Origin of the sequence: Pantoea sp. JKS000250, from assembly GCF_003201065.1 — a bacterium.
Lineage (GTDB): Bacteria > Pseudomonadota > Gammaproteobacteria > Enterobacterales > Enterobacteriaceae > Pantoea > Pantoea vagans.
In genome coordinates this window covers 2,961,217-2,978,140 of record NZ_QICZ01000001.1, presented here as the reverse complement: position 1 = coordinate 2,978,140, position 16,924 = coordinate 2,961,217, and the positions used below count along the sequence as shown (strand labels likewise).

Here is a 16,924-nt window from a genome sequence, read left to right as displayed (position 1 = left end):
CGACCCCGCTTCCGGCGCAGTTTCGACTGCGCTGCAATTCTGAAATCTCTTCACATTGCGCTTTCCAGTTCGCCGATCTCTGACTGTCTTTCACTGCCCCCGATTTTTACCCTGTCGCCTTCTTAACTCAGGAGACGATGTGATGAATTATCAACGTGGATTTACGCTGGTTGAACTGATGATTGTGGTGGGTATTGTGGCGATCTTAAGTGCCATTGGCCTGCCCGCTTATCAAAACTATCTGCAGCGTGCGGCCCTCACCGACATGCTGCAAACGATGGTGCCCTATAAAACCGCGGTAGAGCTTTGCGCCATGGAGCGCGGTGGCCCCACACAATGTCAGGCCGGAGAAGCAGGCATTCCGGCAGCCAGAGGATCGCGCTATGTCTCAACACTGAGCGTGACCAACGGGGTAATTACGCTGACTGGCCAGGAGAGTCTGAATGGTCTGAGCGTTGAAATGCTGCCGATCTGGGACAGCACAGAGGGCGGCATCAGCTGGCAACGCAGCTGCACCAGCAGTAACACCAGCCTGCAGGACAACTGCCAGGAACAATTCCGCTTTGCGGATAAAGGAGCCAGCGATGAGCAAGCCTGATGAGACGATTGCGGCATTATGCCAGCGCTATCGTGCTCTGGTTTTGCATCATGATGCCAGTCTGCTGCGCGTTGCCGTCGCGGAGAGCGTGCCGCCCGGACTGGCTGAAGCGCTCAACTTTGCCAGCCAGTGTCAGATTGAGATCGAATGCTGGCCACAGGCCCGGCTTGACCAGCTCCAGCACGCTGATAAACCGCTGGTAGCGCGCGAAGAGACACCTACCGAGTCAGCAATTGAAGCGACACAGCTTATCCTGCGTCAGGCACTGGAGCGACGAGCCTCCGATGTGCATATCGAACCCTGCCGCGAGGGTCTGCGTGTGCGACTGCGCATTGATGGCGTACTGCATCCGCTCTCTTCACTGCCTTCCACTCAGCCTGCGGCGTTGCTGGCACGACTGAAGATCCTTGGCGGGCTGGATATCGCCGAACGCCGCTTACCGCAGGATGGTCAGTTCAGCATGGAGATTGCCGGTAAACCCGCCTCTTTCCGCCTGGCGACCTTGCCCATCTATGGCGGCGAGAAAGCAGTGGTCCGGCTGTTGCAGAGTGAAAGCGCGGCGCTGTCTCTGGATAAGCTCGGCTTACCCGCTGCCCAGTTGCGTCTGTTCTGTGCCGCACTGGCCCAGCCACAGGGACTGATCCTGGTCACCGGCCCCACCGGCAGTGGCAAGACGTTTACGCTTTATAGCGGACTCAGTGCCCTGAATAAACCGGAAAAAAATCTGTGCAGCGTTGAAGATCCTATTGAGATCCCACTGCCCGGCATTAACCAGACGCAGATTCACACCAAAAACGGTCTCGATTTTAACCGTGTGCTGCGGGCGCTGCTGAGGCAGGATCCGGATGTGATCATGGTGGGCGAGATCCGCGATGCCGAAACAGCGGAGATTGCGGTGAAAGCGGCGCAGACCGGGCATCTGGTGCTATCGACGCTGCACACCAACTCCACCGCCGAAACGCTAACCCGGCTGCGGCAGATGGGGATTCCCGGTTATCTGCTGGGGTCAGCGCTGAAACTGATCGTTGCGCAGCGTCTGGTCCGACGCCTCTGCCCCCATTGCCGTCAGCCCGCTGAGGCGGTGGCGCACTATCCTGCGGAACTCTGGCCCGGCACTCTGCAGACCTGGCGGGCCCCCGGCTGTGACCACTGCTTCTCCGGCTATTTTGGCCGGCTGGCGCTGTTTGAGCTGCTGCCGATCAATGCCAGGCTGCAGAATGCGATTGCAGCCGAGATGCCGCTGGAGAATCTGCTCAGTCTGGCCAAACAGCAGGGATTGCGCACTTTACTGGTTTCCGGCCTGGAAGCGGTAAGCCGGGGCGATACCTCGCTGGAAGAGATGCAACGGGTGATTGGGCTGGACGATGGCTAACGCAGCTTTATTCAGCTGGCAGGCAGTCGATAGCCAGGGGCAGTTACTCAGTGGTCAGCTACTGGCTATCGACACTGACAACCTGCTGCAGATGCTGGCACAGCGCGATCTTCTGCCGGTGAGCTGGAAGCGGGAAAAAATCTGGCGTCAGAGGGAGTGGACGTGGCAGCACAAAACCGATCTGATTCGTCAGCTGGCTACCCTGCTCAAAGCGGGCCTGCCGCTGGCTGAGAGTCTGGCTTTACTGGCTGAGGGGCATCCTCATGCAGGCTGGCGGGCTCTGATGCTCGCCCTGCATCATCGGGTACTCAGCGGTGCCCCTTTTTCACAGGCTTTGCGTGAATGGCCGCAGATTTTTCCGCCGCTCTACCCGGCTCTGATGGAAGTGGGCGAACTGACGGGGCAGCTGGATATCTGCTGCAGTGAGCTGGCTCAGCAGCAGATCCGCCAGCAGCAGTTATGGCATCAGGTGGCAAAGGCGTTACGCTATCCGCTGTTCATTCTGCTGGTGGCGATAGCGGTCACCTGCGGCATGCTGCTGTTCGTGCTGCCAGAGTTTGTTGCGGTGTATGACTCCTTTGACGCGCCCCTGCCCGCTTTTACAGCCGCGATTATGCAGTTATCTGCCGCGCTTCAGGAATGGGGCGGTGTGCTGGCCTTTGGTATTTCGCTGATGCTGGCTGGATGGCATCAGCTGCGACGACGCTCTCCAGGCTGGCAACGTCGTGAACAGACGCTTTTCCTGCGCATCCCGCTGCTTTCCGGGTTGTGGCGTGGCACGCAGCTGACGCAGATCTATACCATCCTGAATCTCACGCAGCGCGCCGGGTTAACCCTGTTACAGGGGCTGGCCGCCGTGGAAGTCACGCTCTCTTCATTACTCTGGCGGGAAGCGATGGCCGGACTGCAGCAGCATATTGCGCAGGGGAGTCCTCTGCATCAGGCGCTGATGCAGCATCCGCTATTCACGCCCTTATGTGGTCAGTTGATTCGGGTAGGTGAAGAGGCGGGCGCACTGGATTTGATGCTGGCCCGCCTGGCGGAATGGCACGAGGCAGAAACGCGAGAGCGCGCTGACACACTGGCGGCGTCACTGGAACCAATTATGATGGTGGTGATTGGCGGGATTGTCGGCACGCTGGTGATTGCGATGTATCTGCCGGTGTTCGGGCTGGGTGATGCGATGCATTAAGGGGGCGCAAAGTGCGCCCCGAAAGACTATCGATTGAAAACGCGGTTTTCCTGCTCGTTAACCCGGATAAAGGTCGTACGCTTGGTCAGCTCTTTAAGGCGCTCAGCCCCGACGTACGTACAGGCGGAACGCAGTCCACCCAGGATATCACGTGCGGTGTCAGCCACCGGACCGCGCAATGGCAGCTTCACGGTTTTACCTTCTGCGGCACGGTATTGCGCGACACCGCCGACATGACGCTTCATTGCCGATTCGGAACTCATGCCGTAAAAGAGCATGAAGCTTTCACCATTCTCTTCGACGACCTGCCCTTCACACTCATCATGTGCCGCCAGCATACCGCCCAGCATCACAAAATCAGCGCCGCCGCCAAAGGCTTTTGCAATATCGCCCGGCACGGAACAGCCGCCATCACTGACAATCTGTCCGCTTAAGCCATGCGCCGCATCGGCACACTCAATGACTGCAGAAAGCTGCGGATAGCCCACGCCGGTTTTCACCCGTGTAGTACAGACCGAACCCGGGCCAATACCGACTTTGACGATATCCGCGCCGGAGAGGATGAGCTCCTCCACCATTTCGCCCGTGACCACGTTACCGGCACAGACGGTTTTAGCCGGAAACATTTCACGCGCGCGCTGCAGGAAATCGACAAAATGCTGCGAGTAGCCGTTAGCCACGTCAATGCAGATAAACTGCAGATCGTCAGACAGCGCCATAATCGCGACCAGTTTAGTCAGGTCGGCTTCTGAGGTGCCGGTTGAAACCATCACATGGTTCAGGACTGTCGCAGGCACGCGCTGAATAAACGCCCGCCAGTCGTCTGCGCTGTAATGCTTGTGGACGGCAGTGAGGATATTGAAGCTGGCCAGCGCCTCGGCCATCGAAAATGTGCCGACGGTATCCATGTTAGCGGCGATGATCGGTACGCCGCTCCAGCTCAGGCCTGAATGTCTGAAGGTAAAGCTGCGCTCAAGCTCAACCTGTGAGCGACTTTGCAGCGTTGAACGTTTGGGGCGGATCAAGACATCTTTAAAGCCCAGTTTCAAATCTTCTTCAATACGCATAAACAGTGTCCTGGTAAGTGGCAATGAATCGTCGTTCACGAAGTAAGCACAGCTCCAGTGACGTTATGATACGCGCCTCTCGCTGCGCGACAAGACTGCGAATTTCACTTTATTTACGCTACAATCCGTTAAATTTAGTTGTGCTTTATCGGTGTGATCTGCCGCGCATTTTTGCCTTTCTTAGCCAGATCATTACCCTGTACCTATGTCGGATTATGAAGTCAGGTGAGAAACATGCCCTATATCGTCGCGCTTACAGGGGGAATCGGCAGTGGAAAGAGTACGATTGCCCAGGCATTCGCCGCGTCTGGCGTGGACATTATTGATGCTGACCTGATCGCCCGCGAAGTTGTTGGACCTGGCACGCCCGCTTTGCAGGCCATTCAGGCACGCTATGGCGCGTCAATCGTGACGGAACAGGGAATGCTTGATCGTAAACAGCTTCGCGACATTATTTTTCAGCAGCCTGAAGAGAAAAACTGGTTAAACGCCCTGCTGCATCCGCAGATTAACGCCCGGACACGAGAACTGATCGCCCAGGCCACCTCACCTTATGTGCTCTGGGTGGTGCCATTACTGGTGGAAAATCAGTTACAGCACCAGGCTGATCGGGTACTGGTGGTAGACATTGATGAGGCAACGCAGTTAAAGCGCACCCAGCAGCGTGACCATCTTTCCGTCGAACAGGCGAAACGTATTATTGCCGCACAGGCCACGCGCCAGCAGCGCCTCGCCTGTGCCGATGACATTATTGATAACAGTGGTGAGCCCGACGACGCCTTGCCACAGGTTGCCGAACTCCATCAGCGCTATCTCAGGCTGGCGGCAACGAAACAGGATTAATACCATGAGCACACCCGTTCTGTTTGAACACCCACTGAATGAAAAAATGCGAACCTGGTTACGGGTTGAGTTTTTGATTAATCAGTTAGATGAAACGACCCCACTGGATAAAACCGTTAATGCGCTGACCTTTTTTCGCCTGACTGGCGAGTTGCTCGATATTTTTGAGCGCGGCGATATGCGGACAGAATTGTTGAAAGAGCTTGAGCGTCAACAGCAAAAATTACGGGCGTGGGCTGACGTGCCTGGCGTCGATATGACGCTGGTGGATGCTCTGCGCGATAAACTCAAAATTCAGTCAACGCAGTTGATGAATGCACCGCGTATGGGGCAGCAACTGCGCGAGGATCGTCTGATTGCCCTGGTGCGTCAGCGACTGAGCATCCCAGGCGGATGCTGCAGCTTTGATTTGCCGGGCCTGCACATCTGGCTCCATCTGCCGCAGGAAACTCGCGATGCGCAGGTCGAGGCCTGGATGCAGACGCTGGAGCCGCTGCATCATGCGCTGGCGATGGTATTGGATCTAATCCGCCAGTCCGGCGCGTTCCATATGCAGACCAGTCTTAATGGTTTTTATCAGGATAATGCCGAGGGTGCCGATCTGCTGCGACTACAGTTGTCGCTGGACGATGCGCTCTATCCCCAGGTGTCCGGACATAAAAGCCGCTACGCCATTCGTTTTATGCCACTTGATAGTGAGCGCGGTGAAGTTCCGGCCCGCCTTAACTTCCAGCTGGCCTGTTGTTAGAGGTAAATATGCAGCAAGAAGTGATGACCGTTTCCTGTCCGCAGTGCGGCAAAGATGTGATCTGGGATGAGCTCAGCCCGTGGCGCCCTTTTTGCAGTAAGCGCTGCCAGCTCATCGATTTAGGAGAATGGGCCGCAGAAGAAAAACGCATTCCCAGCAGCAACGACATGAACGACAGTGACAACTGGAGCGAAGAAGAAGATCGCTGATGAGATGGGGCGCACTGCCCCATCCAGTCAGAGTTCGCCCGCGACCAGACGCGCAATCAGCTGGTGATTCGCGGGTGGAAACTCCTCCGCCACCAGCGCATGCTGATCAACCCAACGCTGTGGCTGACCCTCTTTGCCCCACGGCTCGCCTTTCCACCCTTCAACCAGAAAGAAATGCAGCGTTACGCGCAGATCATCATAGCTGTGGTCTGCATGACCAATCGGGCGCGCCTCAGTGACGTCAATCCCGGTCTCTTCGTGTAGCTCCCTGACCAGCCCCTGTTCGGCACTTTCGCCCGCTTCAATCTTACCGCCAGGAAACTCCCACTTGTTCGCCATGTAAGAGCTTGCCGCGCGCTGGGCAAGAAAAATCTGTTTATTGGCATTGCGAATGATGCCAACTGCAACCTGCAGGTGCTTCATGGAAACTATCCGGTCGTCATAAGTGAATGAAGGCTGATTCTAGAGCATGCCGGAGCGGAAGTTAACCGCTTTAGCTCCGCGCTGGCGCAGAGATTACGTTAGCAGAGTGCATAAATAAAGGAGCCATCGGCTCCTTTTTCATCAGCATTTAGTCTCAGGCAATACGGCCATGACACTGCTTGTACTTTTTACCGGAACCGCATGGGCAGGGATCGTTGCGGCCGACTTTGCGTTCGCCGCTCTGCTCTGCCACAGGCTCGGCTGCCAGCAAATCTTCTTCTACATGGCTTAGCTGCTGTTGCTGCGCCAGACGTTCAGCCTCTTCACGACGCTGCTGCTCCATCGCTTCAACTTCTTCTGGCATGCGCACCTGCACTTTGCTCAGCGTACTGATCACTTCATACTTCAGTGATTCAAGCATTGCGGCAAACATAGCGAAGGACTCACGCTTGTACTCCTGCTTCGGATCTTTCTGCGCATAGCCGCGCAGATGGATACCCTGACGCAGATAGTCCATCGCAGCCAGATGCTCTTTCCACAATGAATCCAGCGTCTGCAACATCACGCCTTTTTCGAAGTTGCGCATCATCTCTGCACCAACGATCTGCTCTTTCTCTGCGTAGCTTTCCGTGGCGTGGGTCATGATGCGCTCACGCAGCACTTCTTCGTGCAGATCAGGCTCTTTATCCAGCCATTCTGCAATCGGCAGATTCAGATCGAAGTCAGCACGCAGACGCTCTTCCAGACCCGGCACGTCCCACATCTCTTCCAGCGACTGCGGCGGAATATAGGTGTCGATGGTCGCTTTATAGACATCGTGGCGAATACTGTTGATGGTTTCGCTAACGTCCGAGACATCCAGCAGTTCATTACGCTGACTGTAGATCGCGCGACGCTGGTCATTCGCTACATCATCATATTCCAGCAGTTGCTTACGAATATCGAAGTTGCGGCTTTCAACTTTACGCTGTGCGTTGGCAATCGCTTTGGTGACCCATGGATGCTCAATCGCTTCGCCTGGCTTCATGCCCAGTTTACGCATCATGTTGGAGACGCGGTCTGAGGCGAAAATACGCATCAGCGCATCTTCCATCGACAGGTAGAAGCGTGAAGAACCGGCGTCACCCTGACGGCCGGCACGACCACGCAGCTGGTTATCGATACGACGCGATTCATGACGTTCAGTACCGACAATGTGCAGACCACCAGAAGCCAGCACTGCATCATGACGAATCTGCCAGGCTGCTTTGATCTCCTGGATTTGCGCTTCAGTCGGGTCTTCCAGTTCAGCCACTTCAGCGTGCCAGCTACCGCCCAGCATAATGTCCGTACCACGTCCGGCCATGTTGGTGGCGATAGTGACCGCACCCGGCTGACCAGCCTGCGCCACGATGTCCGCTTCGCGGGCGTGGAATTTGGCGTTCAGGACGTTATGTTTGATACCGGCACGGGTCAGTTCGTTAGAAACCACTTCTGATTTTTCAATCGAGATGGTTCCCACCAGCACCGGCTGACCGTTGGCTGTGCGCTCACGGATATCTTCGATAATGGCATCGATCTTCTCTTTCTCGGTCATGTAGACCAGGTCGGCCAGATCTTTACGCACCATCGGACGGTTGGTCGGCACCACAATGGTGTCGAGCTTGTAAATAGAGCTGAATTCGAACGCTTCGGTATCAGCAGTACCGGTCATACCGGCCAGCTTCTCGTAAATACGGAAGTAGTTCTGGAAGGTGATCGAGGCCAGCGTCTGGTTCTCGTTCTGAATCTCAACGCCTTCTTTTGCTTCAATCGCCTGATGCAGACCATCGGACCAGCGACGGCCCTGCATGGTACGGCCGGTGTGTTCATCAACAATCACCACTTCGCCATCTTTCACGATGTAATCAACATCGCGGGTAAAGAGTGCGTGCGCACGCAGTGCCGCAGTGACGTGATGCATCAGCATGATATTGGTCGGTGAGTAGAGAGACTCGCCCGCTTCCATAATGCCCTGGCTGACCAGCAGCTCTTCCACTTTCACCAGACCACGCTCAGACATGTGAGCCTGACGCGCTTTCTCATCGACCCAGAAGTCACCTTCACCCTGATGGGTTTCGGTATCTTCTTTATCCTGGCGAACCAGATGAGGGATGATCTTGTTCACTTTGGTGTAAAGCTCAGAACTGTCTTCTGCCGGACCGGAGATAATCAGCGGCGTACGCGCTTCATCGATCAGGATGGAGTCGACCTCATCCACCAGCGCATAGTGCAGTTTACGCTGTACGCGCTCTTCCGGGCTGAAAGCCATGTTGTCGCGCAGATAGTCAAAGCCATATTCGTTGTTGGTGCCGTAGGTAATATCAGCAGCATAGGCTTCACGTTTTGCCACCGCCGGCAGGCCCGACATGTTGATACCGATGCTTAAACCCAGGAACTCAAACAGTGGACGGTTATTTTCCGCATCACGCTGTGCCAGATAGTCGTTGACGGTCACCACGTGAACGCCTTTGCCGGACAGCGCATTCAGATAGGCTGGCAGCGTTGCGGTCAGGGTTTTACCTTCACCGGTACGCATTTCAGCGATGCAGCGGTCGTTCAGCACCATGCCGCCGATCAGCTGCACGTCGAAGTGACGCATGCCAAACACACGTTTACTCGCTTCACGCACGGTCGCGAACGCTTCCGGGATAAGGCTTTCCAGCGATTCACCTTTTTTCAGGCGCTCGCGGAACTCGTCGGTTTTCGCTTTCAGTTCATCGTCAGAGAGCTTCTCAAAATCGGGCTCCATCTTATTGATGACGTCCACCACTTTGCGCATACGGCGCAGCGTACGATCGTTACTGCTACCAAAAACCTTGGTCAATATTTTGCTTAACATAGTAAATATATTCTCAATTCAGCCGGCGCATTCCGGACTGCAAAATCTAAACAGCGTGAATAAAACCAAAAATATTAGCAGAACAATCGGGCGGGTCCGGCGCGAATGCCATGCACGCTGGCATGCCATTCTACCCATGAGCGGGTAGTGGCCGTGAAAAGAGGCGGTACAGATATCTGCTGCGGTGCAGTGTGCAGCGCAGAATGCGATGTCAGTAAATTATGCAGTGAGTCGATCAGCGCCAGCTTTTGTGCCGCCAGCGGTAACTGCTGTTGCTCCGCCTGCACCTGAGGTGCCAGCGTGAAAGAGAGGTGACGAATAACGGTGCGGATGGCGTGCTGATGCCAGTAATCCACGCTGAAGCTTGGACGTCGGGATGCTTCCTGAAGCCGGATTAAATGATCAAACCGGGTAGCATTGCCAAGAAAGAGACTACTTGCCGGCGATTCAGACGAGGCGTTGAGTTCGGAGCTTTGCGCACAGGCTGGCAGGCCAAAGCTGGCCGCTACCATCCCTAACAGGAGATGGGGCCAGAAGTAGCGTCTACCTAATTGTCGCCAGCGCAGAAGAATCCCGATCACAACCTTTCCATCGCGCATGCTCTGTTGCGCTCTTGATTTCGTGTACCCGCCGCGAGCCGCAACGGATTTCGGCCTGTAAAAGCGCCACAGATAGTAACATTAATGTGGGGCATCCACACCTGGGATTAAAGAGGCGGCGTGAGAAAACGCGTGTGATTGTTCAGCAATTCAGCAGAACAGACAACGCTTTGCGAGCAAGGTCGCAGTCATCAGGTGCGTTACGGAAGGCAATAAAAAAACGGCTGGTGCCGCTGACCGGAGAGGGTGTCAGCATAACCAGCCGTTTCACGTTCTGGGGTAGTTAAGCCAGAACCAGATTCGGTGCTTTGAATGCCACTGGCAGTTCAGCTTCGTCTTCGAAGGTTGCCCATTCCCAGGCTTCCTGCTTAGCCAGAACCGCCTGCAACAGCTTGTTGTTCAGCGCGTGGCCCGATTTGAACGCAGTGAATGCGCCAATGATGTTGTGACCACACATAAACAAGTCGCCAATCGCGTCCAGCATTTTGTGACGGACAAACTCGTCTTCAAAACGCAGACCTTCTTCATTCAGTACGCGGAAATCATCCAGACCTATCGCACAATCTAAGCTACCGCCCAGGCACAGGCCTTTAGACTGCAGATATTCGATTTCACGCATAAAGCCAAATGTACGCGCCCGGCTGATTTGACGAACAAAGGCGTCAGCAGAGAAGTTCATCGCATAGCGCTGTGAGCTGGAATCGATAGCCGGGTGTTTGAAGTCAATGGTGAAATCGAGCGAGAAACCGTTGTACGGTTTGATCTCTGCCCATTTGTCACCCTCTTCCACACGCACGGTCTGCTTAACACGCACAAATTTCTTCGCGCTGTTGAGCTGCTCGATACCCGCATCCATCAGCAGATAGATAAACGGTGCTGCGCTGCCATCCATGATCGGGATTTCTGGCGCATTGACTTCAACAATAATGTTGTCGATACCCAGACCCGCCAGGGCGGCATTAAGGTGTTCAACCGTTGAAATACGCACGCCTTCATCATTCACCAGGCAGGTACTCAGCATGGTGTCGCGCACGTATTTTGCATCAGCCGGAAAATCTACCGGTGGATTCAAGTCGGTGCGACGATAGATGACCCCGGTGTTAGCCGACGCAGGGCGTAATGTCAGTGTGACTTTTTTGCCGGTATGTAAACCGACGCCAGTCGCCTGAACAATACGTTTTAATGTCCTTTGTTTGATCATCGCATTATCTCGCAGTATCACCTTTCCGACCGCTAGTATACTTTACCAGCGGACAGACACTTTAGCACAAAGAGCGGAGAATCCCAATTATAGGGTTAATCCTAGTCGGCCTGCTTACGTAAAAAGGCCGGAATATCAAGATAGTCTGGCTCTTTATTCGACTGCGCAGCCTGGTCGTTAACGACTTTGGCAGCAGGCTTCTGCTCCTGCGGCAGTGGTGACATACCGTGCTGCTGATAGCGATGATCCATCACTGGCTGGCTGGCTGGCTTGTTGGTGACCAGCGTGATTTCTGGACGCTTGTCCATGCCAATACCGGTTGCCACGACAGTGACGCGCAGTTCGTCGTTCATTTCCGGATCCAGCGACGTACCGATTACCACGGTCGCGTTGTCAGAGGCGAAGGCACGGATAGTGTTACCCACGGTTTCGAACTCATCCAGACGCAGGTCGAAGCCCGCAGTAATGTTGACCAGCACGCCACGGGCGCCAGACAGGTCGATATCTTCCAGCAGTGGGCTGGAGATCGCCATTTCAGCCGCTTCTTCCGCACGATCTTCACCGCACGCCACGCCTGAACCCATCATTGCATAGCCCATTTCGGACATCACGGTACGCACGTCAGCAAAGTCGACGTTCATCAGGCCCGGACGAGTGATCAGTTCGGCGATACCCTGGACTGCGCCTTTCAGCACGTCATTGGCCGCACCAAACGCATCCAGCAGGGAAATGCCACGACCCAGCACTTTCAGCAGCTTGTCGTTTGGAATGGTAATCAGTGAATCGACATGCTTGGAGAGTTCAGCGATCCCCTGCTCGGCAAACGCCATGCGTTTTTTGCCTTCGAAGTTGAATGGCTTGGTGACAACCGCCACCGTCAGGATACCGAGATCCTTGGCCACTTCAGCAACCACAGGTGCTGCACCGGTACCGGTACCGCCGCCCATGCCTGCTGCGATGAAGACCATGTCTGCCCCTTCCAGCGCAGCCCGCAGTGCTTCGCGATCTTCTTCTGCAGAGTTACGGCCCACTTCCGGGTTCGCACCCGCACCCAGACCTTTGGTAATGTTATTACCGATCTGGATGGTCTGGCCGACCGCTGTTTTACGCAGCGCTTGCGCGTCGGTATTCACAGCAAAGAATTCTACACCTTCGATACGTTCGCGTACCATGTGCTCTACGGCGTTACCGCCGCCGCCACCGACGCCGATGACTTTAATCACCGCGTCGTTGGTTAATTCCATAGGTTCAAACATGATTTCTCTCCGTTATGTGCCTGTCGCCTGGAGATCATTAAAGAAAACAGCATGATCCCCTTTCACAAAAATTAAAACTCTTTTTTTAACCAACTGTTAATACGCTTGAACCAGTTACCTACTGAAACCCGTTTTTCGGTCTCTGCATCACCGTTCATGTGCGACTCTTTGCCGTAATGCAACAGTCCCACGGCGGTGGAGTAGTACGATTCCTGCGCATAGTCAGTCAGGCCGGTAATATTCAGCGGCTGTCCGATACGCACCTGCGTATGGAATACGCGTTGCGCACAGGCCGCCAGTCCTTCGATTTGCGCTGCACCACCGGTCAGGACAATGCCTGCGGCCAGATGATGCTTCACGCCCTGCTGACGCAGTTGTTCCTGTAACTGCAGAATCTCGTCATTGACCAGATTCAAAAGTTCGGTATAACGCGGCTCAATCACTTCCGCCAGCGTCTGACGTTGCAGGCTGCGCGGTGGACGTCCTCCTACGCTCGGCACTTCAACGTTCTCATCTTTGCCGACAATCGAGCCCAGCGCACAGCCATGGCGCACTTTAATCGCTTCAGCATCCGTTGGTGGTGTACCAAACGCATAGGCGATATCGCTGGTGACGACGTTGCCTGCATACGGAATCACCTTAGTGTGCCGTAAAGCGCCGCCGGTATATACGGCTATGTCCATTGTACCGCCACCAATATCGACAACACAGACGCCCAGCTCACGTTCGTCTTCAGTCAGAACCGCAAAACTGGAGGCGAGGCCGGCAAAAATCAGCTGATCCACTTTCAGTCCGCAACGCTCAACGGCTTTAACGATGTTCTTCGCCATATCGTTGTGGCAGGTGATCAGGTGTACTTTTGCCTGCATGCGCACGCCGGACAGCCCGACCGGATTCTTAATCCCTTCCTGATAATCGATTGCGTATTCCTGAGGAATTACATGCAGGATGCGGTGCTCGTCACGTACTCTCACCGATTTGGCGGTATGTACAACGTTCTCTACATCATCCTGAGTCACTTCCTCTTCCGAAATCGGAACCATCCCGATTTCGTTCTGACAACTGATATGTTTGCCCGATAAAGCAAGGTAGACGGAGGAGATCTGGCAATCTGCCATCAGCTCAGCCTGATCGATGGCGCGCTGAACGCATTTCACCACCGACTCAAGGTCGTTTACGCCACCTTTATCCATACCGCGGGAAGGGCAGCTGCCCACCCCAATAATGTTGACCATACCATCGGGCAGAACTTCCCCAACCAGGGCGGCAACCTTTGCAGTGCCGATTTCGAGTCCAACTACCAGTTTTCTGTCCGTTGCCTTGATCATTGTTGTTTAGCCTGTGCCTGGTTCTGTTGCTGATTACTGTCCTGTGGCTCCATCACGACCGGTGTCCAGCCAACAGAAGCGCCAGAGTCGTATCGCAAATCCACGTAGCTGATACGTTTGCTCTCGTTCTGACCTTGCTGTTGCAGCACCGGGTAGAGCTCAATAAAGCGATTCAGTCGTTTCATGGTGTCGCTGCGGCCCAGTTCGATACGTACATCATCGCTGGTGACCAGCTGCCATGAACGACGGGCCGTCATCGACGCCACCTTCAGGGTAAACTTCCGGGCTTTCAGCACATCATCCATGCTGTGATAGCCCGCCAGGACCTCTTTCTCACTCCCTTCTGGCCCATACAACATCGGCATTGTTTCTTTGCCGGCATGACTGGCGGGTACGCTGAAGGAGACACCTTCAGCATCCACCATATGCAAATCGTTCCAGCGCGCCACCGGCGTATACTCCACCAGATGGATTTTCAGTTCGTCCGGCCACTGCTTACGCACGCTGACCTGCTTTATCCACGGCAGCCGCTCAATCTGCTGCTGCAGGATATCCACATTCTGAGACATAAACGTGCCAGGCGGACCCAGCGATAGAATCGCCTGGCGGATATCGTCGTGGGTGGTGTAGTGCGTCTGTCCTGTCACCACCAGTTTTGACAGCGGCAGCCGGGACGCATCGTTCATCCACTTCAGCACTACCAGCCCGCCGGCAACCATAATCCCGATAACCATCAGCAGAAAAACAATGCCGAACAGTCGGGCTCCGTTACTGCGCCCGGTGCGAATACGCTCCTGCGGTTCACGGTTTCGAACTCTCATCGCCGCCTGTGACATATCAGTCGGCCAGCTCCAGAATATGGGCAACCAGCTGCGGGAAACTCATGCCCGCCTGTTTCGCAGCCATAGGAACCAGACTGTGGCTGGTCATGCCCGGAGAGGTATTGGCTTCCAGCAACTGAAAGCGCCCTTCCCCATCCGTCATCACATCAACCCGTCCCCAGCCACGACAGCCCAGTGCACGCCAGGCCGCCAGCACCAGCTGCTGTAATTCAGCTTCACGTTCAGCGCTTAAATCGGCCGGACAGACGTACTGAGTATCGTCAGAAATGTATTTAGCTTCATAGTCATAGAACTCACTGGCGCTCTTTATTTCAATTGAGGGCAGAATACGATCGCCCACAATCGCGACGGTATACTCCGCGCCGCTGAGAAACGCCTCGACCAGTACGTCATCGTCGTGCTTAAACGCCATGTCCAGTGCGGCAGGCAGCGCGTTCAGATCGTTAACCCGGCTGATACCCACGCTCGAGCCTTCACAGGCTGGCTTAACAAACAGTGGCAGACCCAGCGCCGCAATTGCTGCGTTGCTCTCTGCATCCAGCCCGGCATCAAACTGCTGACGCGTCAGCCAGACAAACTTTCCTGACGGTAATCCGCGACCCTGCCACAGCAGTTTGGTGCGCAGCTTATCCATGGTCACAGCCGATGCCATCACGCCGCTGCCGGTGTAAGGCAGTTGCAGGAACTCCAGCATCGCCTGCATCGTGCCATCTTCTCCACCCCGGCCATGCAGCGCGATAAAGGCTTTGGTAAAGCCCTGCTCTTTCAGCGTCAGCACCGACACATCACGGGTATCGACGCCATGCGCATCAATGCCCATTTCCCGCAGTCCGGCGACGACGGCCTGACCCGAGTTCAGTGAAACCTCACGCTCTGCTGAGGTGCCGCCCATTAATACGGCAACTTTATCCGCCATGACGATCCTCCGCTTTGCGTTCCGGCTGGAGCTTAGTCTCCGCCAGCTTGCGGGCAACCTTGCCGACGTTACCGGCACCCTGCACCAGAATCAGGTCATTGCCTGACAGCAGTGGTGCCAGCATTTCCGGCAGCGCGTCATGTTCCGGCACCAGAATCGGATCGACCTTGCCCCGGTTACGAATGGCACGGCACAGCGAACGGCTGTCGGCACCCGGAATCGCGGTTTCACCGGCGGAGTACACATCCAGCATCAGTAACACATCGACATGCGACAGCACGTTGGCGAAATCATCAAACAAATCGCGGGTACGGCTGTAACGGTGCGGCTGAAACACCATCACCAGTTTTTTATCTGGCCAGCCTGCGCGCGCGGCTTTAATCGTCGCGTCCACTTCGGTTGGGTGATGACCGTAATCATCCACCAGCATCGCAGTGCCCGGCTGACCGTTCACCGGCTCTGTCGGGAATTCACCCAGCAGATCAAAGCGACGGCCCGTGCCCTGGAAACTCTCCAGCGCAGCCAGGATGGCATTGTCTTCAATGCCCTCTTCACTGGCGACGGCGACCGCGGCTGCCGCGTTCAGGGCGTTGTGGCGACCCGGCGCATTTAGCGTAATCTGCAGCGGCGCTTTGTCCTGACGAATCAGGGTAAAATGCCCCTGCGCGCCACTCTGCTCGTAGTTTTCAATGCGCAGATCCGCATCATCACTGAAACCATACGTGGTGATATGACGGCCCACGCGCGGGATCAGGTCACGGATAACCACATCATCCACACACATCACCGCACGACCGTAAAACGGCAGGTTGTGCAGGAAGTTAATAAACGTCTGCTTCAGGTTCTCAAAATCGCCCTGATAGGTGTCCATATGGTCAGCTTCGATGTTGGTCACAATGGCCACCATCGGCTGCAGATGCAGGAACGACGCATCGCTCTCATCCGCTTCGGCAATCAGATAGCGGCTGTGACCCAGACGAGCATGGGTACCTGCTGCTTTAACCAAGCCGCCGTTAACGAAAGTCGGATCAAGACCGGCCTCCGCATAAATACTCGACACCATCGCCGTGGTGGTCGTTTTGCCATGCGTACCCGCAACGGCGATGCCGTGACGGAAACGCATCAGTTCAGCCAGCATCTCCGCGCGACGGATGACCGGGATACGCTGTTCACGAGCCGCTACCAGTTCCGGGTTATCCTGCGATACGGCGCTGGAGACCACAACGACGCTCGCATCGGTCACGTTTTCGGGGCGATGGTTAAAATAAATGGTGGCGCCCAGGGCGTTCAGGTTCTGCGTCACCGGGTTAGGGGCCAGATCTGAACCGCTGATATGGTAGCCTTCATTTGCTAACACTTCGGCAATACCGCCCATGCCAGCACCACCGATGCCGACAAAGTGGATGTGCCGGACGCGACGCATCTCGGGCACGATAGAACGCAGTTTTGCCAATTGTTGTGTATTCATCG

16 protein-coding genes are annotated in these 16,924 nt (G+C 55.4%); 6 read left to right on the top strand and 10 right to left on the bottom strand.

Features of this window, described 5'->3' with window-relative positions; genetic code table 11:
- The first annotated feature begins 142 nt into the window (after positions 1–142).
- From ppdD to hofC, 3 genes are read left to right on the top strand one after another with little or no spacing between them, the layout of a single operon-like run.
- Entirely contained in the window at positions 143–598 is a 456-nt protein-coding gene (gene ppdD / locus BY447_RS14015) for a prepilin peptidase-dependent pilin (protein ID WP_110331365.1), read from the top strand.
- Positions 585–1,970 (top strand): type II secretion system protein GspE, encoded by a 1,386-nt coding sequence (gspE, locus tag BY447_RS14010; protein WP_013356780.1) that lies wholly within the window; start codon positions 585–587, stop codon positions 1,968–1,970. The genes ppdD and gspE overlap by 14 nt, the downstream gene beginning before the upstream one ends.
- Positions 1,963–3,162 carry a protein transport protein HofC gene (gene hofC, locus BY447_RS14005; protein ID WP_110331364.1) on the top strand — a complete coding sequence of 400 codons (1,200 nt, stop codon included), beginning with the start codon at positions 1,963–1,965 and terminating at the stop codon, positions 3,160–3,162. The genes gspE and hofC overlap by 8 nt, the downstream gene beginning before the upstream one ends.
- A gap of 26 nt (positions 3,163–3,188) precedes the next feature.
- Here hofC and BY447_RS14000 read toward each other — a convergent pair whose 3' ends face one another.
- Entirely contained in the window at positions 3,189–4,229 is a 1,041-nt protein-coding gene (locus BY447_RS14000; protein WP_110331363.1) for a GMP reductase, read from the bottom strand.
- Positions 4,230–4,463: 234 nt separating this feature from the next.
- Here BY447_RS14000 and coaE point away from each other — a divergent pair, with 234 nt between their 5' ends.
- From coaE to yacG, 3 genes are read left to right on the top strand one after another with little or no spacing between them, the layout of a single operon-like run.
- Positions 4,464–5,072, top strand: a complete 609-nt coding sequence (gene coaE / locus BY447_RS13995; RefSeq protein WP_110331362.1) for a dephospho-CoA kinase — start codon at positions 4,464–4,466, stop codon at positions 5,070–5,072.
- A gap of 4 nt (positions 5,073–5,076) precedes the next feature.
- Positions 5,077–5,820, top strand: a complete 744-nt coding sequence (zapD, locus tag BY447_RS13990) for a cell division protein ZapD (protein WP_013356776.1) — start codon at positions 5,077–5,079, stop codon at positions 5,818–5,820.
- A gap of 8 nt (positions 5,821–5,828) precedes the next feature.
- Positions 5,829–6,029: a DNA gyrase inhibitor YacG gene (gene yacG / locus BY447_RS13985; protein WP_013356775.1), complete on the top strand. Its 201-nt coding sequence runs from the start codon at positions 5,829–5,831 to the stop codon at positions 6,027–6,029.
- 27 nt (positions 6,030–6,056) lie between these two features.
- On the opposite strand, the gene mutT is transcribed toward yacG, so the two are convergent.
- From mutT to murC, 9 genes are all read right to left on the bottom strand, one after another.
- Complete coding sequence (gene mutT, locus BY447_RS13980; protein WP_110331361.1) at positions 6,057–6,452, bottom strand: 8-oxo-dGTP diphosphatase MutT; 396 nt, start codon at positions 6,450–6,452, stop codon at positions 6,057–6,059.
- 154 nt (positions 6,453–6,606) lie between these two features.
- Complete coding sequence (gene secA / locus BY447_RS13975) at positions 6,607–9,312, bottom strand: preprotein translocase subunit SecA (RefSeq protein ID WP_110331360.1); 2,706 nt, start codon at positions 9,310–9,312, stop codon at positions 6,607–6,609.
- Between the two features lie 74 nt (positions 9,313–9,386).
- Positions 9,387–9,893, bottom strand: coding sequence for a secA translation cis-regulator SecM (gene secM / locus BY447_RS13970; protein WP_323859492.1), 507 nt, complete (start codon positions 9,891–9,893; stop codon positions 9,387–9,389).
- A gap of 301 nt (positions 9,894–10,194) precedes the next feature.
- Positions 10,195–11,112, bottom strand: coding sequence for a UDP-3-O-acyl-N-acetylglucosamine deacetylase (gene lpxC, locus BY447_RS13965; protein ID WP_110331359.1), 918 nt, complete (start codon positions 11,110–11,112; stop codon positions 10,195–10,197).
- A 101-nt stretch (positions 11,113–11,213) separates the two neighbouring features.
- Positions 11,214–12,368: a cell division protein FtsZ gene (gene ftsZ / locus BY447_RS13960; protein ID WP_003854738.1), complete on the bottom strand. Its 1,155-nt coding sequence runs from the start codon at positions 12,366–12,368 to the stop codon at positions 11,214–11,216.
- 71 nt (positions 12,369–12,439) lie between these two features.
- Entirely contained in the window at positions 12,440–13,696 is a 1,257-nt protein-coding gene (gene ftsA, locus BY447_RS13955) for a cell division protein FtsA (protein ID WP_010253890.1), read from the bottom strand.
- On the bottom strand, positions 13,693–14,532 hold the full coding sequence (gene ftsQ / locus BY447_RS13950) for a cell division protein FtsQ (protein WP_110331358.1): 840 nt from the start codon (positions 14,530–14,532) through the stop codon (positions 13,693–13,695). Before ftsQ ends, ftsA begins: the two co-directional genes overlap by 4 nt.
- A 1-nt stretch (position 14,533) precedes the next feature.
- Positions 14,534–15,454, bottom strand: a complete 921-nt coding sequence (locus BY447_RS13945; protein WP_110331357.1) for a D-alanine--D-alanine ligase — start codon at positions 15,452–15,454, stop codon at positions 14,534–14,536.
- On the bottom strand, positions 15,444–16,922 hold the full coding sequence (gene murC / locus BY447_RS13940; RefSeq protein ID WP_110331356.1) for a UDP-N-acetylmuramate--L-alanine ligase: 1,479 nt from the start codon (positions 16,920–16,922) through the stop codon (positions 15,444–15,446). The genes BY447_RS13945 and murC overlap by 11 nt, the downstream gene beginning before the upstream one ends.
- Positions 16,923–16,924: the final 2 nt, after the last annotated feature.